Below are 16,068 nucleotides of genomic sequence, written 5' to 3'. Positions count from 1 at the left end.
TACCGGAACCGCGCGGCGATGCGGTCATACTCCTCAAGCCGTCCGATCGGACCGAGCGCGGCCACGGTGGGGCGGCTTTCCCGCAAGCGCCGGGCGACGCGGACGATGGACTCGCGGTCGACCGCCCCGATCTTCTCGACGATCTCCTCCACCGGCACCGGGCGCCCATAGACCAGAAGCTGTTGGCCGAGCTGTTCGCAGCGCGACATGGAGCTTTCCAGCGCCATCAGCGTCCCGGCACGGAGCTGGGCGGCGGCGCGGGCCACCTCCTCCTCGGTCACGTCCTCGGTCACCCGCATCAGCTCGTCGCAGACGACGGGGACCAGTTCCGCCACCTCGTCCTCGCCGGTGCCGGCGTAGACGCCGAACAGCCCGCCGTCGCGGTAGGCGCCGGAGAAGGTGTAGATGGAATAGACCAGCCCGCGCTTCTCCCGCACCTCCTGGAAGAGGCGCGAGGACATGCCGCCGCCGAGCAGCGTCGACATCACCGAATGGGCGTAATAGTCCGGGTCGTGCACGCCCACCCCGTCGAAGCCGAGGACGAGGTGCATCTGCTCCAGGTCCCGCGCCTCGCGGAAGTCGCCACCGGCGTAGCGCGCGTCCTCGGACTCCGGCGCCGGGCGGGAGGACAGCCCGTCGAAGGCCGACAGCGCCATGTCGACAAGCCGGTCGTGTTCCAGCCGCCCGGCGGCGGCCAGCACGATGCCCGGCGCGCCGTAATGGCCGTCGATGTAATCGACCAGCGCCGGGCGCGACAGGGCGCCGACGATCTCCGCCGAGCCCAGGACGGGGCGCCCCAGCGCCTGCCCCGGATAGGCGGTGGACTGGAAATGGTCGAAGATGATGTCGTCGGGGGTGTCGGCGGACTGGCCGATTTCCTGAAGCACCACCGTGCGCTCCCGGACCAGTTCCTCGCTGTCGAGGACGGAGTTCTGGAGCATGTCGGCGATGAGGTCGAGCGCCAGCGCCGTGTCCTCGTGCAGGACCTTGGCGTAATAGGCCGTCTGCTCGCGCGTCGTGTAGGCGTTGAGCTGGCCGCCGACATTCTCGATCTCTTCGGAGATGCGGAAGGCGGAGCGCCGCTCGGTGCCCTTGAACAGCATGTGCTCGACGAGATGCGCCACGCCGTTGACGCTCGCGGACTCGTTGCGCGTGCCGACCCCGACCCAGCAGCCGAGCGAGACCGACTGCACGCCGGGCATCGTGTCGGTGGCGACGCGCAGCCCGTTCGGCAGCGTGGTCACGCGGATGCTCATGCGGCCTCCTTGGCGGCGCGGGCGCGGGCGACGACGAACTCCTGGACCGCCGCCACGTCGTTGGGCAGCTCCGACAGCCGCTCCTCCCGCTCGTAGAGGTCGGCGAGGCGCGGCGGCAGGACCGGGCGCCGGCCGGTGGCCGTCTCCACCGCGTCGGGGAACTTGGCCGGATGCGCGGTCGCCATCACCACCACCGGCACCGACGGATCGACCGGCGCCACCATGGCGGAATGGATGCCGACGGCGGTGTGCGGATCGACCTGATAGCCGCCGGTCTTTTCCCAGACGCCCTTGATGATGTCCATGGTCAGCGCATCATCCGCGCGATTGGCCGTGAAGATGCCGTGCGCCTCGGCCAGCTGCGCGTCGGTGACGGCGAACTTGCCCTCCGCGCGGAAGCTGTCCATGGCGGCCTGCACGGCGGCGCCGTCGCGGCCCAGCAGGTCGAACAGCAGCCGCTCGAAGTTGGAGGAGATCTGGATGTCCATGCTGGGACTCAATGTGGGCACGACCGGAGCCGCCGACATGGTGCCGCTGGCAAAAAAGCGGGCCAGGATGTCGTTGGCGTTGGAGCCCACGACCAGCCGCTCCACCGGCAGGCCCATCGCCCGCGCGCCGTAGGCGGCGTAGACATTGCCGAAATTGCCGGTGGGCACGGTGAAGGCCACCTTGCGGTCCGGCGCGCCCAGCGCCACCGCGGCGGCAAAGTAATAGACGATCTGGGCCATGATGCGCGCCCAGTTGATCGAGTTCACCGCCGACAGGCCCATCTTGTCGCGGAAGGCCATGTCGTTGAACAGCGCCTTCACCAGGTCCTGGCAGTCGTCGAAGGTGCCGTGCAGCGCGATGTTGTGCACGTTGGCCGACAGGACGCTGGTCATCTGGCGGCGCTGCACCTCCGACGTGCGGCCCTTCGGGTGCAGGATGAAGATGTCCACGTTCTGGCGGTCGCGGCACGCCTCGATGGCGGCGGAGCCGGTGTCGCCCGAGGTGGCGCCGACGATGGTCACCCGCTCGCCGCGCTTGGCCAGCACATGGTCGAACAGGCGGCCGAGCAGTTGCAGCGCCACGTCCTTGAAGGCCAGCGTCGGGCCGTGGAACAGCTCCATCACCCAGGTGCGCTGGTCGAGCTGCACCAGCGGCACCACCGCGGCGTGGTCGAAGCTGGCGTAGGCGTCCGTCACGATGGCGCGGAAATCGTCCTCGGCGATGGCGCCGCCCAGGAAGGGCAGCATGACGCGCACGGCGATCTCGCTGTAGGGAAGGCCGCGCATCGCGCGGATCTCGTCGGCCGAGAACTGCGGCCAGCTTTCCGGAACATAGAGGCCGCCGTCACGCGCGAGACCGGCCAGAAGGACTTCCTCGAAACCCAGGACCGGGGCCTGGCCCCGCGTGCTGACGTACTTCAACGCACACTCTCCGACGCCTGAAGGTGGCCGACGCTGTGGCGGGCCGGCGACTCTTGTGGAACGGGCATAGTTAGCGCCCTCCCACACGCCGTGCAAGCGGCGGGTTCCGGATGCGTTGCAAACAAAACCCCTCTCCCGCGGTGGGAGAGGGGATTGTCAGGCTCCCGGTCAGGCGCCGGTGTGGACGTCCAGCGGGTCGTGGTGCAGCGCCGAGGCATCGTGCGCGGCATCGACCGGCGGAAGCTCCACCGTCTGGGCGGCGAGCGCGGCGTCCACCGACGCGGCGGCGCTGTGGTCCGCCACCTGCGGCTGCGTCACCGTGTGGGACAGGACGTTGATGTCGCCCTCACCAAGCGCCTGCGCCTTCGCCGGTGCCCAGGCGGCCTTGGCCGGGCTGCCGCCGCCGTCGAACAGGCCTTCCTTGATGGCGTTGTACTTGGTCTGGTCAACCGTCTGCCAATCGTCCTTCAGGATGCCGCCGGTGTCGCCCGAGTTCGGGTTCCACGACCAGTAGGTCCAGCTCGCCCCTTCCTTGCCGGCGCCCAGGTCGTTGGTGCCGTTGCCGTCCAGGTCGCCGTTCATGTAGTCGATCAGCTTGGCCATGTAGGCCTTGTCCTGGTCGGTCTCCAGCTTGCCGCCGAACTCGCCGACCAGCACGGGCGCCTTGTCCTCCTTCAGCAGCCAGCCCCAGTTGTCGGTGTACTGACCCGGCAGGTTGTTCGGGTAGTCGCTGGCCTTGAACCACTCCATCTCGTGGATGGACGGGCCGTAGGAGTGGACCGAGTAGACCAGCTTGCCCGGATTGTCGAATTCGATCGGGCGGTCCTTGGCGCCGCGCAGGTTGCCGCCCCACCACTCCCACTGGTTCTCGTGGATTTCGACGCCCTCGACCAGCAGCAGCCAATCCTTGTTCACGGACTGAATCTCGTTGCCGATGCGCTCCGCGGCCCAGGCCCAGTCGGTGGCCTTGTCGCCGCCGCCCCAGGTCGCCTGGCCGTGCGGCTCGTTGTGCAGGTCGGCGCCGACGACCGTGTCGTTGCCCTTGTAGCGCTCGGCCAGCATCTTCCAGTTTTCGATCATCTTCGACTCCGGGTACTTGTCGTCGTACCACAGGCCGTTCTCGTTGGCCGACGCACCGTCGCTGGAGCGGTGGTGGTCGAGGATGACCTTCATGCCGATGCGCCCGGCGTAGTCGATCACCTTGTCCATGACCTCAAGCGGCGACTTGTTCGCGAGGTCGGGATTCTTGGAGGTGTCGATGCCCGTCGCCCGGTCGGCGTCCAGAGCCGCGTCGCTCCACGGCAGACGGATGGTGTTGAAGCCCATCTCCTTCATCTGCTCCATCATCCCCCAGTACCCGCGCATGTCCATGCCGTTGGGGTTGAAGACGAAGCCCTCGCCGCCGAACCAGTTGACGCCCGTCAGCTTGACGTTCTGACCCGACGAATCGACGATCTGGTTGCCGTCCGTGTGCAGGAAGCCCTTGGCGATGCCCATTGTACTCTGCCCTCGTTGCCATTCGCGTTGGGCCGGAGGCTGGAGGTTTATGGTTAATGAAATATTGCCGGGAATGTCGCTTAATTCCGGCAATCCAAGGCATGTGTGACCATGTCCGGAAGAGCGGATTTTGAAGACATTTGAGACAATGAAGATGGGTCGAGTGCTTGCGCTGCTTTAAGGCTGTTTTTCTGATTGATCGATTGATTGCTCGGAGCGGCGCGCCGGAACGAAGGAGGGTTACGGGCCAGCCTTTTGCGCTCGGCGGATTTTGCGGATTCTCCCGCAGCAGCGAACATGCCTCGGCGAAACCCATGCCCTACCCCGGCCCTCCCCCGCTTCGCGGGAGAGGGAGAAGAGTCCCCTCCCCTGCCTCAGCCGGGGAGGGTTAGGGTGGGGGCAAAGCCCTTCAACCTCCAGATACCGGCGTTCCAGATGCCGCCGGAACACCGCCGCATCCAACGGTCGCCCGGTGGCCGCCGTCAGCAACTCGTCGCCGGACGCGTGGAGGCAGCCCTTGCCGTGCACATTCCCCCCAAGCCACGCCACCAGCGGCCCGAGGTCGCCGCGCGCCAGCGCCGGGCGGATGTCCGGATCGGCCGTCGCCGCGGCCTCGAACAGCTGGGCGGCGGTCATGGCGCCCAGCGTGTAGCTGGGGAAATAGCCCCAGGCGCCCGACGGCCAGTGGATGTCCTGAAGGCAGCCCAGCCGGTCGTCCGGCGGCACCACCCCGACCAACTCCCTCATGCCGTCGTTCCACGCCCCCGGCAGGTCGGCCAGCGCCAGATCACCGCCGACCAGCGCCTTCTCCAGACGGTAGCGCAGGATGATGTGCGCCGGGTAGGTCACCTCGTCGGCGTCCACCCGGATGACGCCGCGCTCCACCCGGCTGTAGAGGCGGCGCAGGTTGTCCGGCTCCCAGGCCGGGCCGGAGCCGCCGAACGCCTCCCGCGCGACCGGGGCCAGCCAGCACAGGAACTCCGGCGAGCGGCAGGCCTGCATCTCGACGATCAGCGACTGGCTCTCATGCACCGCCATGCCACGGGCCAGCCCGACCGGCTGGCTCAGCCAGTCGCGCGGGCGGCCCTGCTCGTAGAGGGCGTGCCCCGTCTCGTGCATCACCCCCATCAGGGCCTTGGTGAAGTCGTCCTCGTCGTAGCGGGTGGTGATGCGCACGTCGCCGGTGGCGCCGCCGCAGAAGGGGTGCAGCGACACGTCCAGCCGCCCACGGGTGAAGTCGAAGCCCGCCGCCCGCATCAGCCGCTCGCCCAGCGCCTTCTGGTTGGCGACGGCGAACGGCCCCACGGGCCGCAGCGGCGCCGGCTCGGCGGCCTGACGGTCGAGGACGCGCCCGATCAGCTCCGGCAGGAAGCCGGCCAGACCGGCGAACAGGGTGTCGATCCGCTCCGACCGGGCGCCGGGATCGTGCTCGTCCAGCATGGCGTCGTAGGGCGACAGCCCCATGGCCGCCGCCTTGGCCTCGCCGCACTCCCGCACGCGGCGCAGCACTTCCGACAGGCTGGGCAGCAGCTTGGCGAAGTCGCTTTCCGCCCGCGCGGTGCGCCAGGTCATCTCGCAGGCCGAGATCGCCTTGCTGGTCGCCTCGATCAGGTCGCCGGGCACGGCGGTGGCGTGGCGGTGGGTGCGCCGCATCTCCCGCAGGTTGGCCGCCTGCCAGTCGTCGAGCCCGCCCGCCCCCTCCGCCTCGGCCAGCCAGTCGGCCACGCGGGGGTCGGTTTGCAGCTCGTGGGCCAGCACGGTCAGGGTGGCGGTCTGCTCGGCCCGCCCGTCGCTGGAGCCGTCGGGCATCATGGTCTGGCTGTCCCAGCTCAGGATGCCCAGGGCGTCGCCGATGGCGGCGATGCGGGCGAATCGGCGTTCCAACTCCTGATAGGCGGCTGTCATGGACGCAACTCCTAGGATGCCGGACGGGTCCTCCGGCGTTGGGACAGCGCATAGACGACGACCAGCGTCGCGGCGAGGCTATACCAGGTGAAGGCGTATTGCCTATGGTTGTTGGGCAGCTCGACCAGCGGCTGAATCCCGTTCAGCGGCGCGTTGCCGCGCGCCGGGTCGGGAGTCATCTCCACCGCCAGAGGGGCGACCGCCTCCAGCCCGGTGGATGCCGCCATGGCCGGCGGGTCCAGCCGCATCCAGGACTCCGCGCCCGGCCGGTTGCCCGGCTGGAGCCAGCCGGCGGGCTGCGGCAGGCGGACCAGACCGGTGACAGTCACTGGCCCCTCCACCCGGCTCTCCGGACGGCTGGCGGGGGTGCGCTTGTCCATGGGCAGGAAACCGCGGTTGACCAGCACCACGCCGCCGCCGTCCTCGGCCGGGCGCTGCAGCGGAGTCAGCAGCTCGTAGCCCGCCTGCCCCTGCCGGGGCCGGGCCACCAGCAGCAGCTCCTTGTCGTTCAGGAAGCGCCCGCTGACGGTCACCGGGCGGAACTCCAGCGCCTCCGGATCGGCGATGGTGGGGGGCAGCGCGATGGGGGCGGCGTGCAGCCGTTGCTCCACCCGGCGGACCAGATCCTCCTTCCATTCCAGCCGCTGCATCTGCCACGTGCCCAGCCCCAGCATGACCAGCACGGCGGGCACGGTGATCAGAGTCGCCCACAGCGACGGCCGGAAGCGGCGGGGTTCGGCAGCGGCGCTCATGGTCACGCGTCCGGGTCCTCCAGCTCGTTGCGGCGGTGGCGGTACTGGAGCGCCACCACATAGGCCTTGGCCGGGCGCAGCATGCCGAGCGCCAGCCCCAGCACGACGATGCTCCAGACGATGGCGTGCAGCCACAGCGGCCAGTCCACCGACATCGACACCCACAGCGCCACCGGCACGACCAGGAAGCCCAGGATGAAGATCAGGAACACCGCCGGCCCGTCGCCGCTGTCCTGCCGGGCAAGATTCAGGTTGCACACCGAACAGCGCTCGTTGACCGTCAGATAGCCGTCGAACAGCTTGCCCCGTCCGCAGCGCGGGCAGGCGCAGCGCAGGCCGGCGGTCAGCGGCGACGGGCTGGAGTAATAGGTACTCAAATGATTCGCCCCCTCCAGGAAATGGCAAGCCCCTCTCCCCCGATGGAGGAGAAGGGCTTCGCAAGGCGACGGGAAGGAGATCAGTGGCCGCTGGCGGCGCCCAGCGACCCCCACCAGTAGATCGACACGAACAGGAACAGCCAGACCACGTCGACGAAGTGCCAGTACCAGGCCGCCGCCTCGAAGCCGAAATGGCTCTGCGGGGTGAAGTGGCCCTTCATGGTGCGGAACCAGCAGACCGCCAGGAAGATCGTCCCGATGATGACGTGGAAGCCGTGGAAGCCGGTCGCCATGTAGAAGGTCGACGGGTAGATACCCTGGGTGAAGCCGAAGGCGGCGTGGGCGTATTCCCATCCCTGGAAGAAGGTGAACATCACCCCCAGCAGGACGGTCAGGCCCAGCGCGCGCGACGCCTCCTTGTTGCGGCCCTCAAGGATGGCGTGGTGCGCCCAGGTGACGGTGACGCCCGACAGCAGCAGGATCAGCGTCATCATCAGCGGCAGGTGAAAGGTCTCCAGCACCGTGATGTTCGGCGGCGGCCAGACGCCCTGCGGGTTCTCGGCGAACACCTTCGGGTAGAGCGCCGCGTCGTAGAAGGCCCAGAAGAAGGCGGCGAAGAACATCACCTCCGAGGCGATGAACAGGGCCATGCCGTAGCGCAGGCCGATCTTCACCACCGGGGTGTGCGCCTTCTCGCGCACCGCCTCCTTGATGACGTCGCGCCACCAGCCGAACATCACGCCCAGGATGGACGCGAAGCCGAGGGCGGCCAGCAGCCAGCCGCCGCCGTGCATGTAGATCACCATGCCCGTCGCGAACAGACCGGCGGCGAAGGCGCCCAGAAGAGGCCAGGGGCTCGGCTTCACCAGATGGTAGGGATGCGGGATGCCGGCGCCCTCGCCCGCGCCGTGCGCGGAGGCTGGGGGATGCGGCATTTGCGCGTGCGTGATGTCGGCCATCGTCTCTTTCCAACCCCGGTTTGTTTCGCCCGATTTCTTCGTTCAGCCCTAATTCTCTGTTCAGACTGTCTCTTTTTGAACAGCGCCCTCAGTTCGCCGCGGTCCCGGTGCCTTTCGCACCCGCGGCCTGCGTCGCGTGCTGCGCCAGCACCTGGGTCTCGTCCTTGGCGCGGAAGAAGGTGTAGGACAGGGTGATGGTGGTCACGTCCTCCATCGCCGGATCGTCGGCCAGGGCCGGATCGACGAAGAAGGCCACCGGCATGTCCACCGACTGACCGGGCTCCAGCACCTGCTCGGTGAAGCAGAAGCACTCGATCTTGTTGAAGTACTTGCCGACCTTGTCCGGCGTGACGTTGTAGAGCGCGGTGCCCACGGTGGCCCGGTCGGTGCGGTTGGCAGCCTGATAGGCGGCCAACCCCGTCTCGCCCAGCTTCACCGTCAGCTCCTTCTGCTCCGGCTTGAAGCGCCAGGGCAGCGACTGGTTCACGTCGGCGTTGAAGCGGACCTTGATGACGCGGTCGACCTGCCGCGCGGGCGCGGCGTCGGCCCGCTGGGTGGTGCCGCCGAAGCCGGTCACCTGACAGAACAGCGCGTAGAGCGGCACCGAGGCGTAGGCCAACCCGACCATCCCGAAGACGAGGCCGAACAGCCCGGCCATGAACAGGCGGTTCTTCCGCCGGAGCCCCTTGTCGCTTTCAGGCCGGTCGCTCATGGCGCCGTTTCCTCCCCTGCCGTTTGTCCGCTCAACGTCCCGTGGTCAGTGCCCGCCCATCCGCACCAGCGTAATGACGTAGAACATCACCACCAGCCCGATCAGAGCGGCCAGGACCGCGTAGTTCCGCCCGCGCAGCCGCTTGCGGCGTTCCTCGTGGGATTCATCCATGATCGTCATGCCCCGCCTCCGGTCGTCAGGAATCCGCTCACCAGATGCTCGCCCATCAGCAGGGCGAACAGCAGGAACAGGTAGAGGATCGAGAAGCCGAACATCTGCTTGGCCGGCTTGTCGTCGGTGGCGCGCAGCACGCGCACCGCGCACAGCACGAAGAAGGCGCCCAGCAGGCTCGACCCGATCAGATAGGCAAGGCCGCCGATGCCCAGGAAGTACGGCGCCACGGCGACCGGCAGCAGGACCAGCGTGTAGGCCAGCATCTGCCGCTTGGTGGCGTCCGGGCCGGCGACCACCGGCATCATCGGCACCCCGGCGCGCGTGTAGTCGCCGTTGCGGAACAGCGCCAGCGCCCAGAAATGCGGCGGCGTCCACAGGAAGATCAGCAGGAACAGCAGGATGGAGGGCAACTCCACGCCGCCCGTCACCGCCGCCCAGCCGATCATCGGCGGGAAGGCGCCGGCGGCCCCGCCGATCACGATGTTCTGCGGCGTCCGCCGCTTCAGCCACATGGTGTAGATGAAGACGTAGAAGCCGATGGTCATCGCCAGCAGCGCCGAGGCCGCCCAGTTGACCGCCAGCCCCATCACCACGACCGACGCCGCGGCCAGGATCACCCCGAAGGCCAGCGCGTTCTCCGGCTCCACCCGCCCCGACGGGATCGGGCGGCGGACGGTGCGCGACATCACCGCGTCGATGTCGCGGTCGTACCACATGTTGATGGCGCCCGAGGCTCCGGCCCCGACCGCGATGCACAGCACCGCCACCGCCGCCAGCACGGGGTGGATGTGGCCGGGCGCCAGCACGATGCCGGCCAGCCCGGTGAACACCACGAGCGACATCACCCGCGGCTTCAGCAGTTCGATGTAGTCACCCGGCGTCGATCCGGAGACCGGACCTGTCGAGACCCGTTCAATGCTCAGGTCCGTCATACTTCACTGTCCTCTGGCTTTTCAGCTCTCTGGCCGGAAGGAGCCTCCCAGGCTCCCCCGGCGTCATGGTCACGAACGATACGTCACTTCACCTGCGGCAGCGTCTCGAAGGCGTGGAACGGCGGGGGCGAACTCACGGTCCACTCCAGCGTGCCGGCCTGCGGCCCCCAATAGGCGGCCTCGACCTTCTCGCCGCTGCGCAGGGTCTTGTAAGCGATCCACACGAAGAGAAGCGTGGACGCAAAAGAGAGATAGGCGCCGAAGGACGAGACCATGTTCCAGCCGGCGTAGGCGTCCGGATAGTCCGGGATGCGGCGCGGCATGCCGGCCAGACCCAGGAAATGCTGCGGGAAGAAGACCAGGTTCACGCCGATGAAGGTCGTCCAGAAGTGAACCTTGCCCCAGAACTCCGGATACTGGCGCCCCGACATCTTGCCGATCCAGTAGTACCAGCCGGCGAAGATCGAGAAGACCGCGCCCAGCGACAGCACGTAGTGGAAGTGCGCGACGACGTAGTAGGTGTCGTGCAGCACGATGTCCATGCCGCCGTTGGCCAGCACCACGCCGGTCACGCCGCCGACCGTGAACAGGAAGATGAAGCCGAGTGCCCACAGCATCGGCACCCGGAACTCGATCGACCCGCCCCACATGGTGGCGATCCAGGAGAAGATCTTCACGCCCGTCGGCACCGCGATGATCATCGTGGCGGCGGTGAAGTAGGCCTTGGTGTCGACGTCCAGGCCCACCGTGTACATGTGGTGCGCCCACACCACGAAGCCGACCACGCCGATGGCGACCATCGCGTAGGCCATGCCCAGGTAACCGAAGACCGGCTTGTGCGAGAAGGTCGAGACGATATGGCTGATGATGCCGAAGGCCGGCAGGATCATGATGTAGACTTCGGGGTGGCCGAAGAACCAGAACAGGTGCTGGAACAGGATCGGGTCGCCGCCGCCCTCCGGGTTGAAGAAGCTGGTGCCGAAGTTGCGGTCGGTCAGCAGCATGGTGATGGCGCCGCCCAGAACCGGCACGGCCAGCAGCAGCAGGAAGGCCGTCACCAGCATCGCCCAGACGAACAGCGGCATCTTGTGCAGCGTCATGCCCGGCGCGCGCATGTTGAAGATGGTGGTGATGAAGTTCACCGCGCCCAGGATCGACGAGGCGCCGGCGAGGTGGAGCGCGAAGATCGCCATGTCCACCGACGGCCCGCTGTGGCCCAGCGGCGAGGACAGCGGCGGGTAGATCGTCCAGCCGGTGCCGGCCCCCTGCCCCACGAAGGCGGAGCCCAGCAGCAGCAGGAAGGCCGGGACGATCAGCCAGAAGCTGATGTTGTTCAGCCGCGGAAAGGCCATGTCGGGCGCGCCGATCATCAGCGGCACGAACCAGTTGCCGAAGCCGCCGATCAGCGCCGGCATCACCACGAAGAACACCATGATCAGGCCGTGCGCGGTGATCAGCACGTTCCAGACCTGCCCGTCGCTGACGAATTGCAGACCCGGCGACTGGAGTTCCAGCCGCATGATGACCGAGAACAACCCGCCGATCAGCCCGGCGATCACCGAGAAGATCAGGTAGAGCGTTCCGATGTCCTTGTGGTTCGTGGAGAAGAACCAACGCTCGACAAAGCCCGGCATGTGATGGTCATGGTCATGCCCGTGGCCGTGTCCCTGCGCTTCCCCCGGATTGGCGTTTGCCATGTCTCTAACCCTCGCGTCGGCGGAATGATTTTTCTTTGAGGTGCCGCTGCATCCAAAGCATGAGGCTTACTGGACGGCCCCGGCGGACGGCAGCCCAGCAGATGGAATTTGGGCGACGTCACGCTTGGTGTCGGGGGTCCCGTAAGCGGTCTTGGCCTTCTCGACCCACTGGTTGAAGGCCTCCTTCGAGACGGCCTCGACCGCGATCGGCATGAAGGCGTGGTTCACGCCGCAGATCTCGGAACACTGGCCGTAATAGACGCCTTCCTTCTCGATCCGCACCCAGGTCTCGTTGGCGCGGCCCGGCACGGCGTCCTTCTTCACGCCGAAGCTCGGCACCGCCCAGGAATGGATGACGTCGCCCGCGGTGACCAGCACGCGCACGGTCGTGCCGACCGGCAGGATCACGCGGTTGTCGACCTCCAGCAGGCGCTTCTGGCCGGGCTTCAGCTCCGACTCCTGAATCATGTAGCTGGAGAAGGCGATGTTGCCGTGGTCGGGATACTCGTAGTCCCAGTACCACTGCCGCCCGGTGACCTTGATGGTCATCTCCGACTCCGGCACCCGCTCCGCCTGGTAGAGCAGCTTGAAGGACGGAACCGCGATGACGATCAGGATGATGACCGGAATGACCGTCCAGGCGATCTCCAGCACCGTGTGGTGCGAGGTCGTGGACGGCACGGCGTTCTTCTTGGCGTTGAAGCGCAGCGCCACCCAGCCCAGCAGCCCCGCCACGAAAATGACGATGGCGACGATGATCACCGTCAGCAGGTCGTGAAACGAGTCCATGGCGTGTTTGACCGGTGTGGCCGCCTCCTGAAGCCCCAATTGCCAGGGGTGGGGTTCGGCGGCGGAACCGGTCGCGGCAAATCCACACAAAGATGTCAGCGCCGCCAGAACGGCAGCGTTCAGGGTCTGCGTCTTCATCCCCACCCTCTTCGTTGCCCGCCGCCCGCGGTCGCGGACGGCGGTCGTCCCTTCCCGCCGGACCCGTCTTCGCCCCTGTTTCCCCTGGTGCGTTCCACCCCTGTCGGGCGGTTGCGCGTCCGGGCGTTGCGACGGTGCCGGTCTATGCAGGGATCGTGCCGTTTGTGGGCGGCACGATCCCCGCAGCGCGAGCTTAACCCTGCACTGCGCTTGGGTACAAGTCAGGCGTCCCTACACGAAGGACATAGGCGCAATGCCGATTTCAAGCCCGCATCAGAACAGAAGTTGAGCTTCCGTATCGGCTTCGCACTGCGACAAGCTGTCGCAGTTTGATGGTACAGCGAATTGTCTCGGAAAATCAAGTTTTTAGGCTTGCACGTCCCTGGTGTGGGACGCAAGCGACCTTGCGCGGACGGCGCCGTCCGGCCGCCGTTTGCGCTGCGGTACCCCACCACCGTGTTAGAACGGAAAAGCTCCGCGGCCGTCAGTGCCCGCTGGTGATGACCTTGCGGATTCGGCGCACGCCGGACCAGACGAAGGCGATGACAATGGGAATCATCAGCCCGACGAGCAGGTCGGGATCGACCTTCATCCCGAGTCCCTTCACGCCCTTCGCGGCGTAGCCGACGATGCCGACGAGGTAGTAGCTGATCGCCACCACCGACAGCCCCTCCACCGTCTCCTGCAGGCGGAGCTGCAACTGCGCCCGCTTGTCCATGGAGAGGAGAAGCTCGGCGTTCTGCCCTTCCACGGCGATCTCCACGCGGGTGCGCAGCAGGTCGCTGGCGCGGGCCACGCGCTGGGACAGCGCCTGCAGACGCGATTCCACCGCCTCGCAGGTGCGGATTGCCGGGGCGAGGCGGCGGTCCATGAACTCGCCCACCGTGGGCAGTCCTTCGATGCGGATCTCGCGCAGCTCGACGATGCGCTTTTCCACGAGGTTGTAATAGGCCCGCGCCGCGCCGAAGCGGTAGGCGGTCTCCGCCGCGATCTGCTCGGTCTGGGCGGCCAGCAGGGTCAGCCGGTCGAGCAGTTCCCGCTCGTCGTCCAGCCCGCGCAGGGTGGCGATGCGGGTGGTCAGGTCGGCCAGATCGGCCTCGATCGGGCCGATGCGCGGCAGCACGCCGCGCGCCACCGGCAGCGCCAGCAGCGCCATCACCCGGTAGGTCTCGATCTCCAGCAAGCGCTGCACGACGCGGCCCGCCTGGTTGGCCGTCATCGCGTGGTCGGCGATCAGGATGCGCGAGAAGCCGTCGCCATGGATGCGGAAGTCGGTCCAGGCCGTCGCCGCCCGACCGGAGATGCGCGTCCCGATGTAGCTCGGCGAGCCGAACATCGCCGCCAGCATGTTGGCCGAGGGCTCCGGCGATTCGGCGTCGAGGACGGCGACATGGACGCCGACCATCAACTCGCCCGGGAGCCCGGCCAGCCATTCCTTGGGCACCGCGTTCAGCGCCGGGTCCAGGAAGGGATCGACCAACACGTTCGCCGGGGACACGGCGTTGGGACGGAAGACGGTCCAGGTGGAGAATTCGGTGTGCCGCTCCCACTTCAGGCGGAAGCTGCCGAAGGAGCCGCTGTAATGGGTGGCCCCGGCGGGTGGGCGCGGCACGCCGGCCCAGTCGCACAGCTTTTCCAGATGCAGCCGGTCGGCCTCCGACGCGCCTTCTCCCGACAGCATCGCCAGCATGGTGGCGCGCACCGGGGTCGACAGCACCTCCGGCGGGCGGGTGTGCACCTCGTTGGTCAGGGTCACGCGCAGAGCGTGGTTCTTCAGGGGGTGGGCCAGGGAGCGCCCGGCGTCCCCGTTGCCGGTTCGGCCCATCGCCAGCGCGTCGTCGGTCATCGCGGCCATTCCCCTTCCAAGCCCCTTCCGCCCATGGACGACGAGCCTTGCCGGATGGTCCGCCCGTCGCCACACTATAAGTCTGATCTTAGACCACATCGCGCGTGCGGGTGCGAGAGCGCCGGTGCCGCATCGTTGTCCTACGATAGACCGATACCCCGGAGTCCCCATGAGCGCGCTTGCCGTCACCGACGATCTGTTCTTCAACCGCGCCGGCCTGGACCGTTCCCGTGTCGAGGGGGTGGTGGCCGACGCGCTGCGGGGGGCGGACGACGGCGAACTGTATCTCGAATATTCGCAGAGCGAATCGCTGGGCTGGGACGACGGCAAGCTGAAGGCGGCCAGCTTCGACACCACCCAGGGCTTCGGCCTGCGCGCCATCGCCGACGAGGCGACCGGCTTCGCCCACGCCTCCAGCCTGTCCGAGGACGCCATCCGGCGCGCCGCCGCGACGGTGCGCGCCGTCCAGGCCGGGCACGCCGGTACCTTCGCCGAGCCGCCCGCCGGCACCAACCGCGCGCTCTACATCCCGGACAACCCCCTGCCCCTGGTACCCTTCGAGGCGAAGGTGAAGCTGCTGGCGGAGATCGACGCCTACGCCCGCGCCAAGGACCCGCGGGTGCGGCAGGTCTCCTGCTCGATCAGCGGCGAGTGGCAGGCGGTGCAGATCATCCGCGCCGACGGCGTGCGGGTCGCCGACCTGCGCCCGCTGGTCCGGCTGAACGTCTCCGTCGTGGTGGCCGAGGGCGACCGCATGGAAACGGGCGGCCACGGCGGCGGCGGGCGCGTCACCTACGAGCATTACATGCAGCCGGAGACGTGGCGGGCCTTCGTGGACGAGGCGCTGCGCTCCGCGCTGGTCAACCTGTCCTCCGTTCCGGCCCCGGCGGGCGAGATGACCGTCGTTCTCGGCAACGGCTGGCCGGGCATCCTGCTGCACGAGGCCATCGGCCACGGGCTGGAGGGCGACTTCAACCGCAAGAAGACCTCGGCCTTCGCCGGGCTGATGGGCCAGCGCATCGCCGCCCCCGGCGTGACCATCGTGGACGACGGCACCATCGAGAACAGCCGCGGCTCGATCACCGTCGACGACGAGGGCACCCCCGGCCAGTGCACGACGCTGATCGAGGACGGCATCCTGGTCGGCTACATGCAGGACCGCATGAACGCCCGGCTGATGGGAATGCGCCCGACCGGCAACGGGCGCCGCCAGAGCTTCGCCTGCCACCCCATGCCGCGCATGACCAACACCGTGATGCGCCCCGGCGCCTACGAGCCGGAGGAGATCATCAAGTCGGTCAAGAAGGGCCTCTACGCCAAGAACTTCGGCGGCGGGCAGGTGGACATCACCAGCGGCAAGTTCGTCTTCTCCGCCAACGAGGCCTATCTGATCGAGGACGGCAAGCTCGGCCCGGCGGTGAAGGGCGCGACGCTGATCGGCAACGGCCCGGACAGCCTGACCCGCGTGTCGATGATCGGCAACGACACGAAGCTCGACCCCGGCGTCGGCACCTGCGGCAAGGACGGCCAGGGCGTTCCCGTGGGCGTCGGCCAGCCGACCCTGCGCCTGGACGGCCTGACCGTGGGCGGCACGGCGGCCTGATCACCGCCACCGCTTTCCTTTC

General features: G+C 67.9%; 14 protein-coding genes. 1 reads left to right on the top strand and 13 read right to left on the bottom strand.

From position 1 onward, the window contains the following. From GBZ26_RS08665 to GBZ26_RS08610, 13 genes are all read right to left on the bottom strand, one after another. Positions 1–1,256 (bottom strand): M16 family metallopeptidase (locus tag GBZ26_RS08665; protein WP_174438489.1); only part of this gene is annotated, 1,256 nt, incomplete at its 3' end. After that, complete coding sequence (gene thrC, locus GBZ26_RS08660; RefSeq protein WP_174438488.1) at positions 1,253–2,665, bottom strand: threonine synthase; 1,413 nt, start codon at positions 2,663–2,665, stop codon at positions 1,253–1,255. The genes thrC and GBZ26_RS08665, both read right to left, overlap by 4 nt. A gap of 168 nt (positions 2,666–2,833) precedes the next feature. Further along, a complete protein-coding gene (locus GBZ26_RS08655) occupies positions 2,834–4,162 on the bottom strand; it encodes a glycoside hydrolase family 5 protein (protein WP_174438487.1) in 1,329 nt (442 codons plus the stop codon). Positions 4,163–4,402: 240 nt separating this feature from the next. After that, positions 4,403–6,067 carry a carboxypeptidase M32 gene (locus tag GBZ26_RS08650; protein WP_174438486.1) on the bottom strand — a complete coding sequence of 555 codons (1,665 nt, stop codon included), beginning with the start codon at positions 6,065–6,067 and terminating at the stop codon, positions 4,403–4,405. Between the two features lie 11 nt (positions 6,068–6,078). After that, positions 6,079–6,819 carry an SURF1 family protein gene (locus GBZ26_RS08645; RefSeq protein WP_174438485.1) on the bottom strand — a complete coding sequence of 247 codons (741 nt, stop codon included), beginning with the start codon at positions 6,817–6,819 and terminating at the stop codon, positions 6,079–6,081. Between the two features lie 2 nt (positions 6,820–6,821). Further along, positions 6,822–7,196, bottom strand: coding sequence for a DUF983 domain-containing protein (locus GBZ26_RS08640; protein WP_174438484.1), 375 nt, complete (start codon positions 7,194–7,196; stop codon positions 6,822–6,824). Between the two features lie 80 nt (positions 7,197–7,276). Continuing rightward, positions 7,277–8,155 (bottom strand): cytochrome c oxidase subunit 3, encoded by an 879-nt coding sequence (locus GBZ26_RS08635; RefSeq protein ID WP_246653626.1) that lies wholly within the window; start codon positions 8,153–8,155, stop codon positions 7,277–7,279. Between the two features lie 88 nt (positions 8,156–8,243). After that, positions 8,244–8,867, bottom strand: coding sequence for a cytochrome c oxidase assembly protein (locus tag GBZ26_RS08630; RefSeq protein WP_174438483.1), 624 nt, complete (start codon positions 8,865–8,867; stop codon positions 8,244–8,246). Between the two features lie 45 nt (positions 8,868–8,912). After that, positions 8,913–9,047, bottom strand: coding sequence for a hypothetical protein (locus GBZ26_RS30605; RefSeq protein WP_256380051.1), 135 nt, complete (start codon positions 9,045–9,047; stop codon positions 8,913–8,915). After that, positions 9,044–9,973, bottom strand: coding sequence for a heme o synthase (cyoE, locus tag GBZ26_RS08625; RefSeq protein ID WP_174438482.1), 930 nt, complete (start codon positions 9,971–9,973; stop codon positions 9,044–9,046). The genes GBZ26_RS30605 and cyoE overlap by 4 nt, the downstream gene beginning before the upstream one ends. Positions 9,974–10,056: 83 nt before the next feature. Next, positions 10,057–11,670: a cytochrome c oxidase subunit I gene (gene ctaD, locus GBZ26_RS08620; protein ID WP_137103207.1), complete on the bottom strand. Its 1,614-nt coding sequence runs from the start codon at positions 11,668–11,670 to the stop codon at positions 10,057–10,059. A gap of 66 nt (positions 11,671–11,736) precedes the next feature. Then, the gene (gene coxB / locus GBZ26_RS08615) at positions 11,737–12,597 is read right to left on the bottom strand and encodes a cytochrome c oxidase subunit II (RefSeq protein ID WP_119508965.1); all 861 of its coding nucleotides are present in this window, start codon (positions 12,595–12,597) and stop codon (positions 11,737–11,739) included. A 484-nt stretch (positions 12,598–13,081) separates the two neighbouring features. Beyond that, a complete protein-coding gene (locus tag GBZ26_RS08610) occupies positions 13,082–14,443 on the bottom strand; it encodes a DUF3422 family protein (protein WP_174438481.1) in 1,362 nt (453 codons plus the stop codon). Between the two features lie 169 nt (positions 14,444–14,612). Here GBZ26_RS08610 and tldD point away from each other — a divergent pair, with 169 nt between their 5' ends. Next, entirely contained in the window at positions 14,613–16,046 is a 1,434-nt protein-coding gene (gene tldD / locus GBZ26_RS08605; protein ID WP_014240857.1) for a metalloprotease TldD, read from the top strand. The last annotated feature ends 22 nt before the right edge of the window (positions 16,047–16,068 follow it).

The organism is Azospirillum formosense (assembly GCF_013340925.1).
Taxonomy (GTDB): domain Bacteria; phylum Pseudomonadota; class Alphaproteobacteria; order Azospirillales; family Azospirillaceae; genus Azospirillum; species Azospirillum formosense.
The sequence above is the reverse complement of the archived record's forward strand: the minus strand, read 5'-3'. Positions and strand labels throughout refer to the sequence as shown.

Coding starts and splice junctions, on each gene's coding strand:
- GBZ26_RS30605 (WP_256380051.1), bottom strand. CDS start 9,047: ATGACGATCATGGATGAATCCCACGAGGAACGCCGCAAGCGGCTGCGC.
- tldD (WP_014240857.1), top strand. CDS start 14,613: ATGAGCGCGCTTGCCGTCACCGACGATCTGTTCTTCAACCGCGCCGGC.
- GBZ26_RS08645 (WP_174438485.1), bottom strand. CDS start 6,819: ATGAGCGCCGCTGCCGAACCCCGCCGCTTCCGGCCGTCGCTGTGGGCG.
- ctaD (WP_137103207.1), bottom strand. CDS start 11,670: ATGGCAAACGCCAATCCGGGGGAAGCGCAGGGACACGGCCACGGGCAT.
- GBZ26_RS08650 (WP_174438486.1), bottom strand. CDS start 6,067: ATGACAGCCGCCTATCAGGAGTTGGAACGCCGATTCGCCCGCATCGCC.
- cyoE (WP_174438482.1), bottom strand. CDS start 9,973: ATGACGGACCTGAGCATTGAACGGGTCTCGACAGGTCCGGTCTCCGGA.
- coxB (WP_119508965.1), bottom strand. CDS start 12,597: ATGAAGACGCAGACCCTGAACGCTGCCGTTCTGGCGGCGCTGACATCT.
- GBZ26_RS08655 (WP_174438487.1), bottom strand. CDS start 4,162: ATGGGCATCGCCAAGGGCTTCCTGCACACGGACGGCAACCAGATCGTC.
- GBZ26_RS08630 (WP_174438483.1), bottom strand. CDS start 8,867: ATGAGCGACCGGCCTGAAAGCGACAAGGGGCTCCGGCGGAAGAACCGC.
- GBZ26_RS08610 (WP_174438481.1), bottom strand. CDS start 14,443: ATGACCGACGACGCGCTGGCGATGGGCCGAACCGGCAACGGGGACGCC.
- GBZ26_RS08635 (WP_246653626.1), bottom strand. CDS start 8,155: ATGGCCGACATCACGCACGCGCAAATGCCGCATCCCCCAGCCTCCGCG.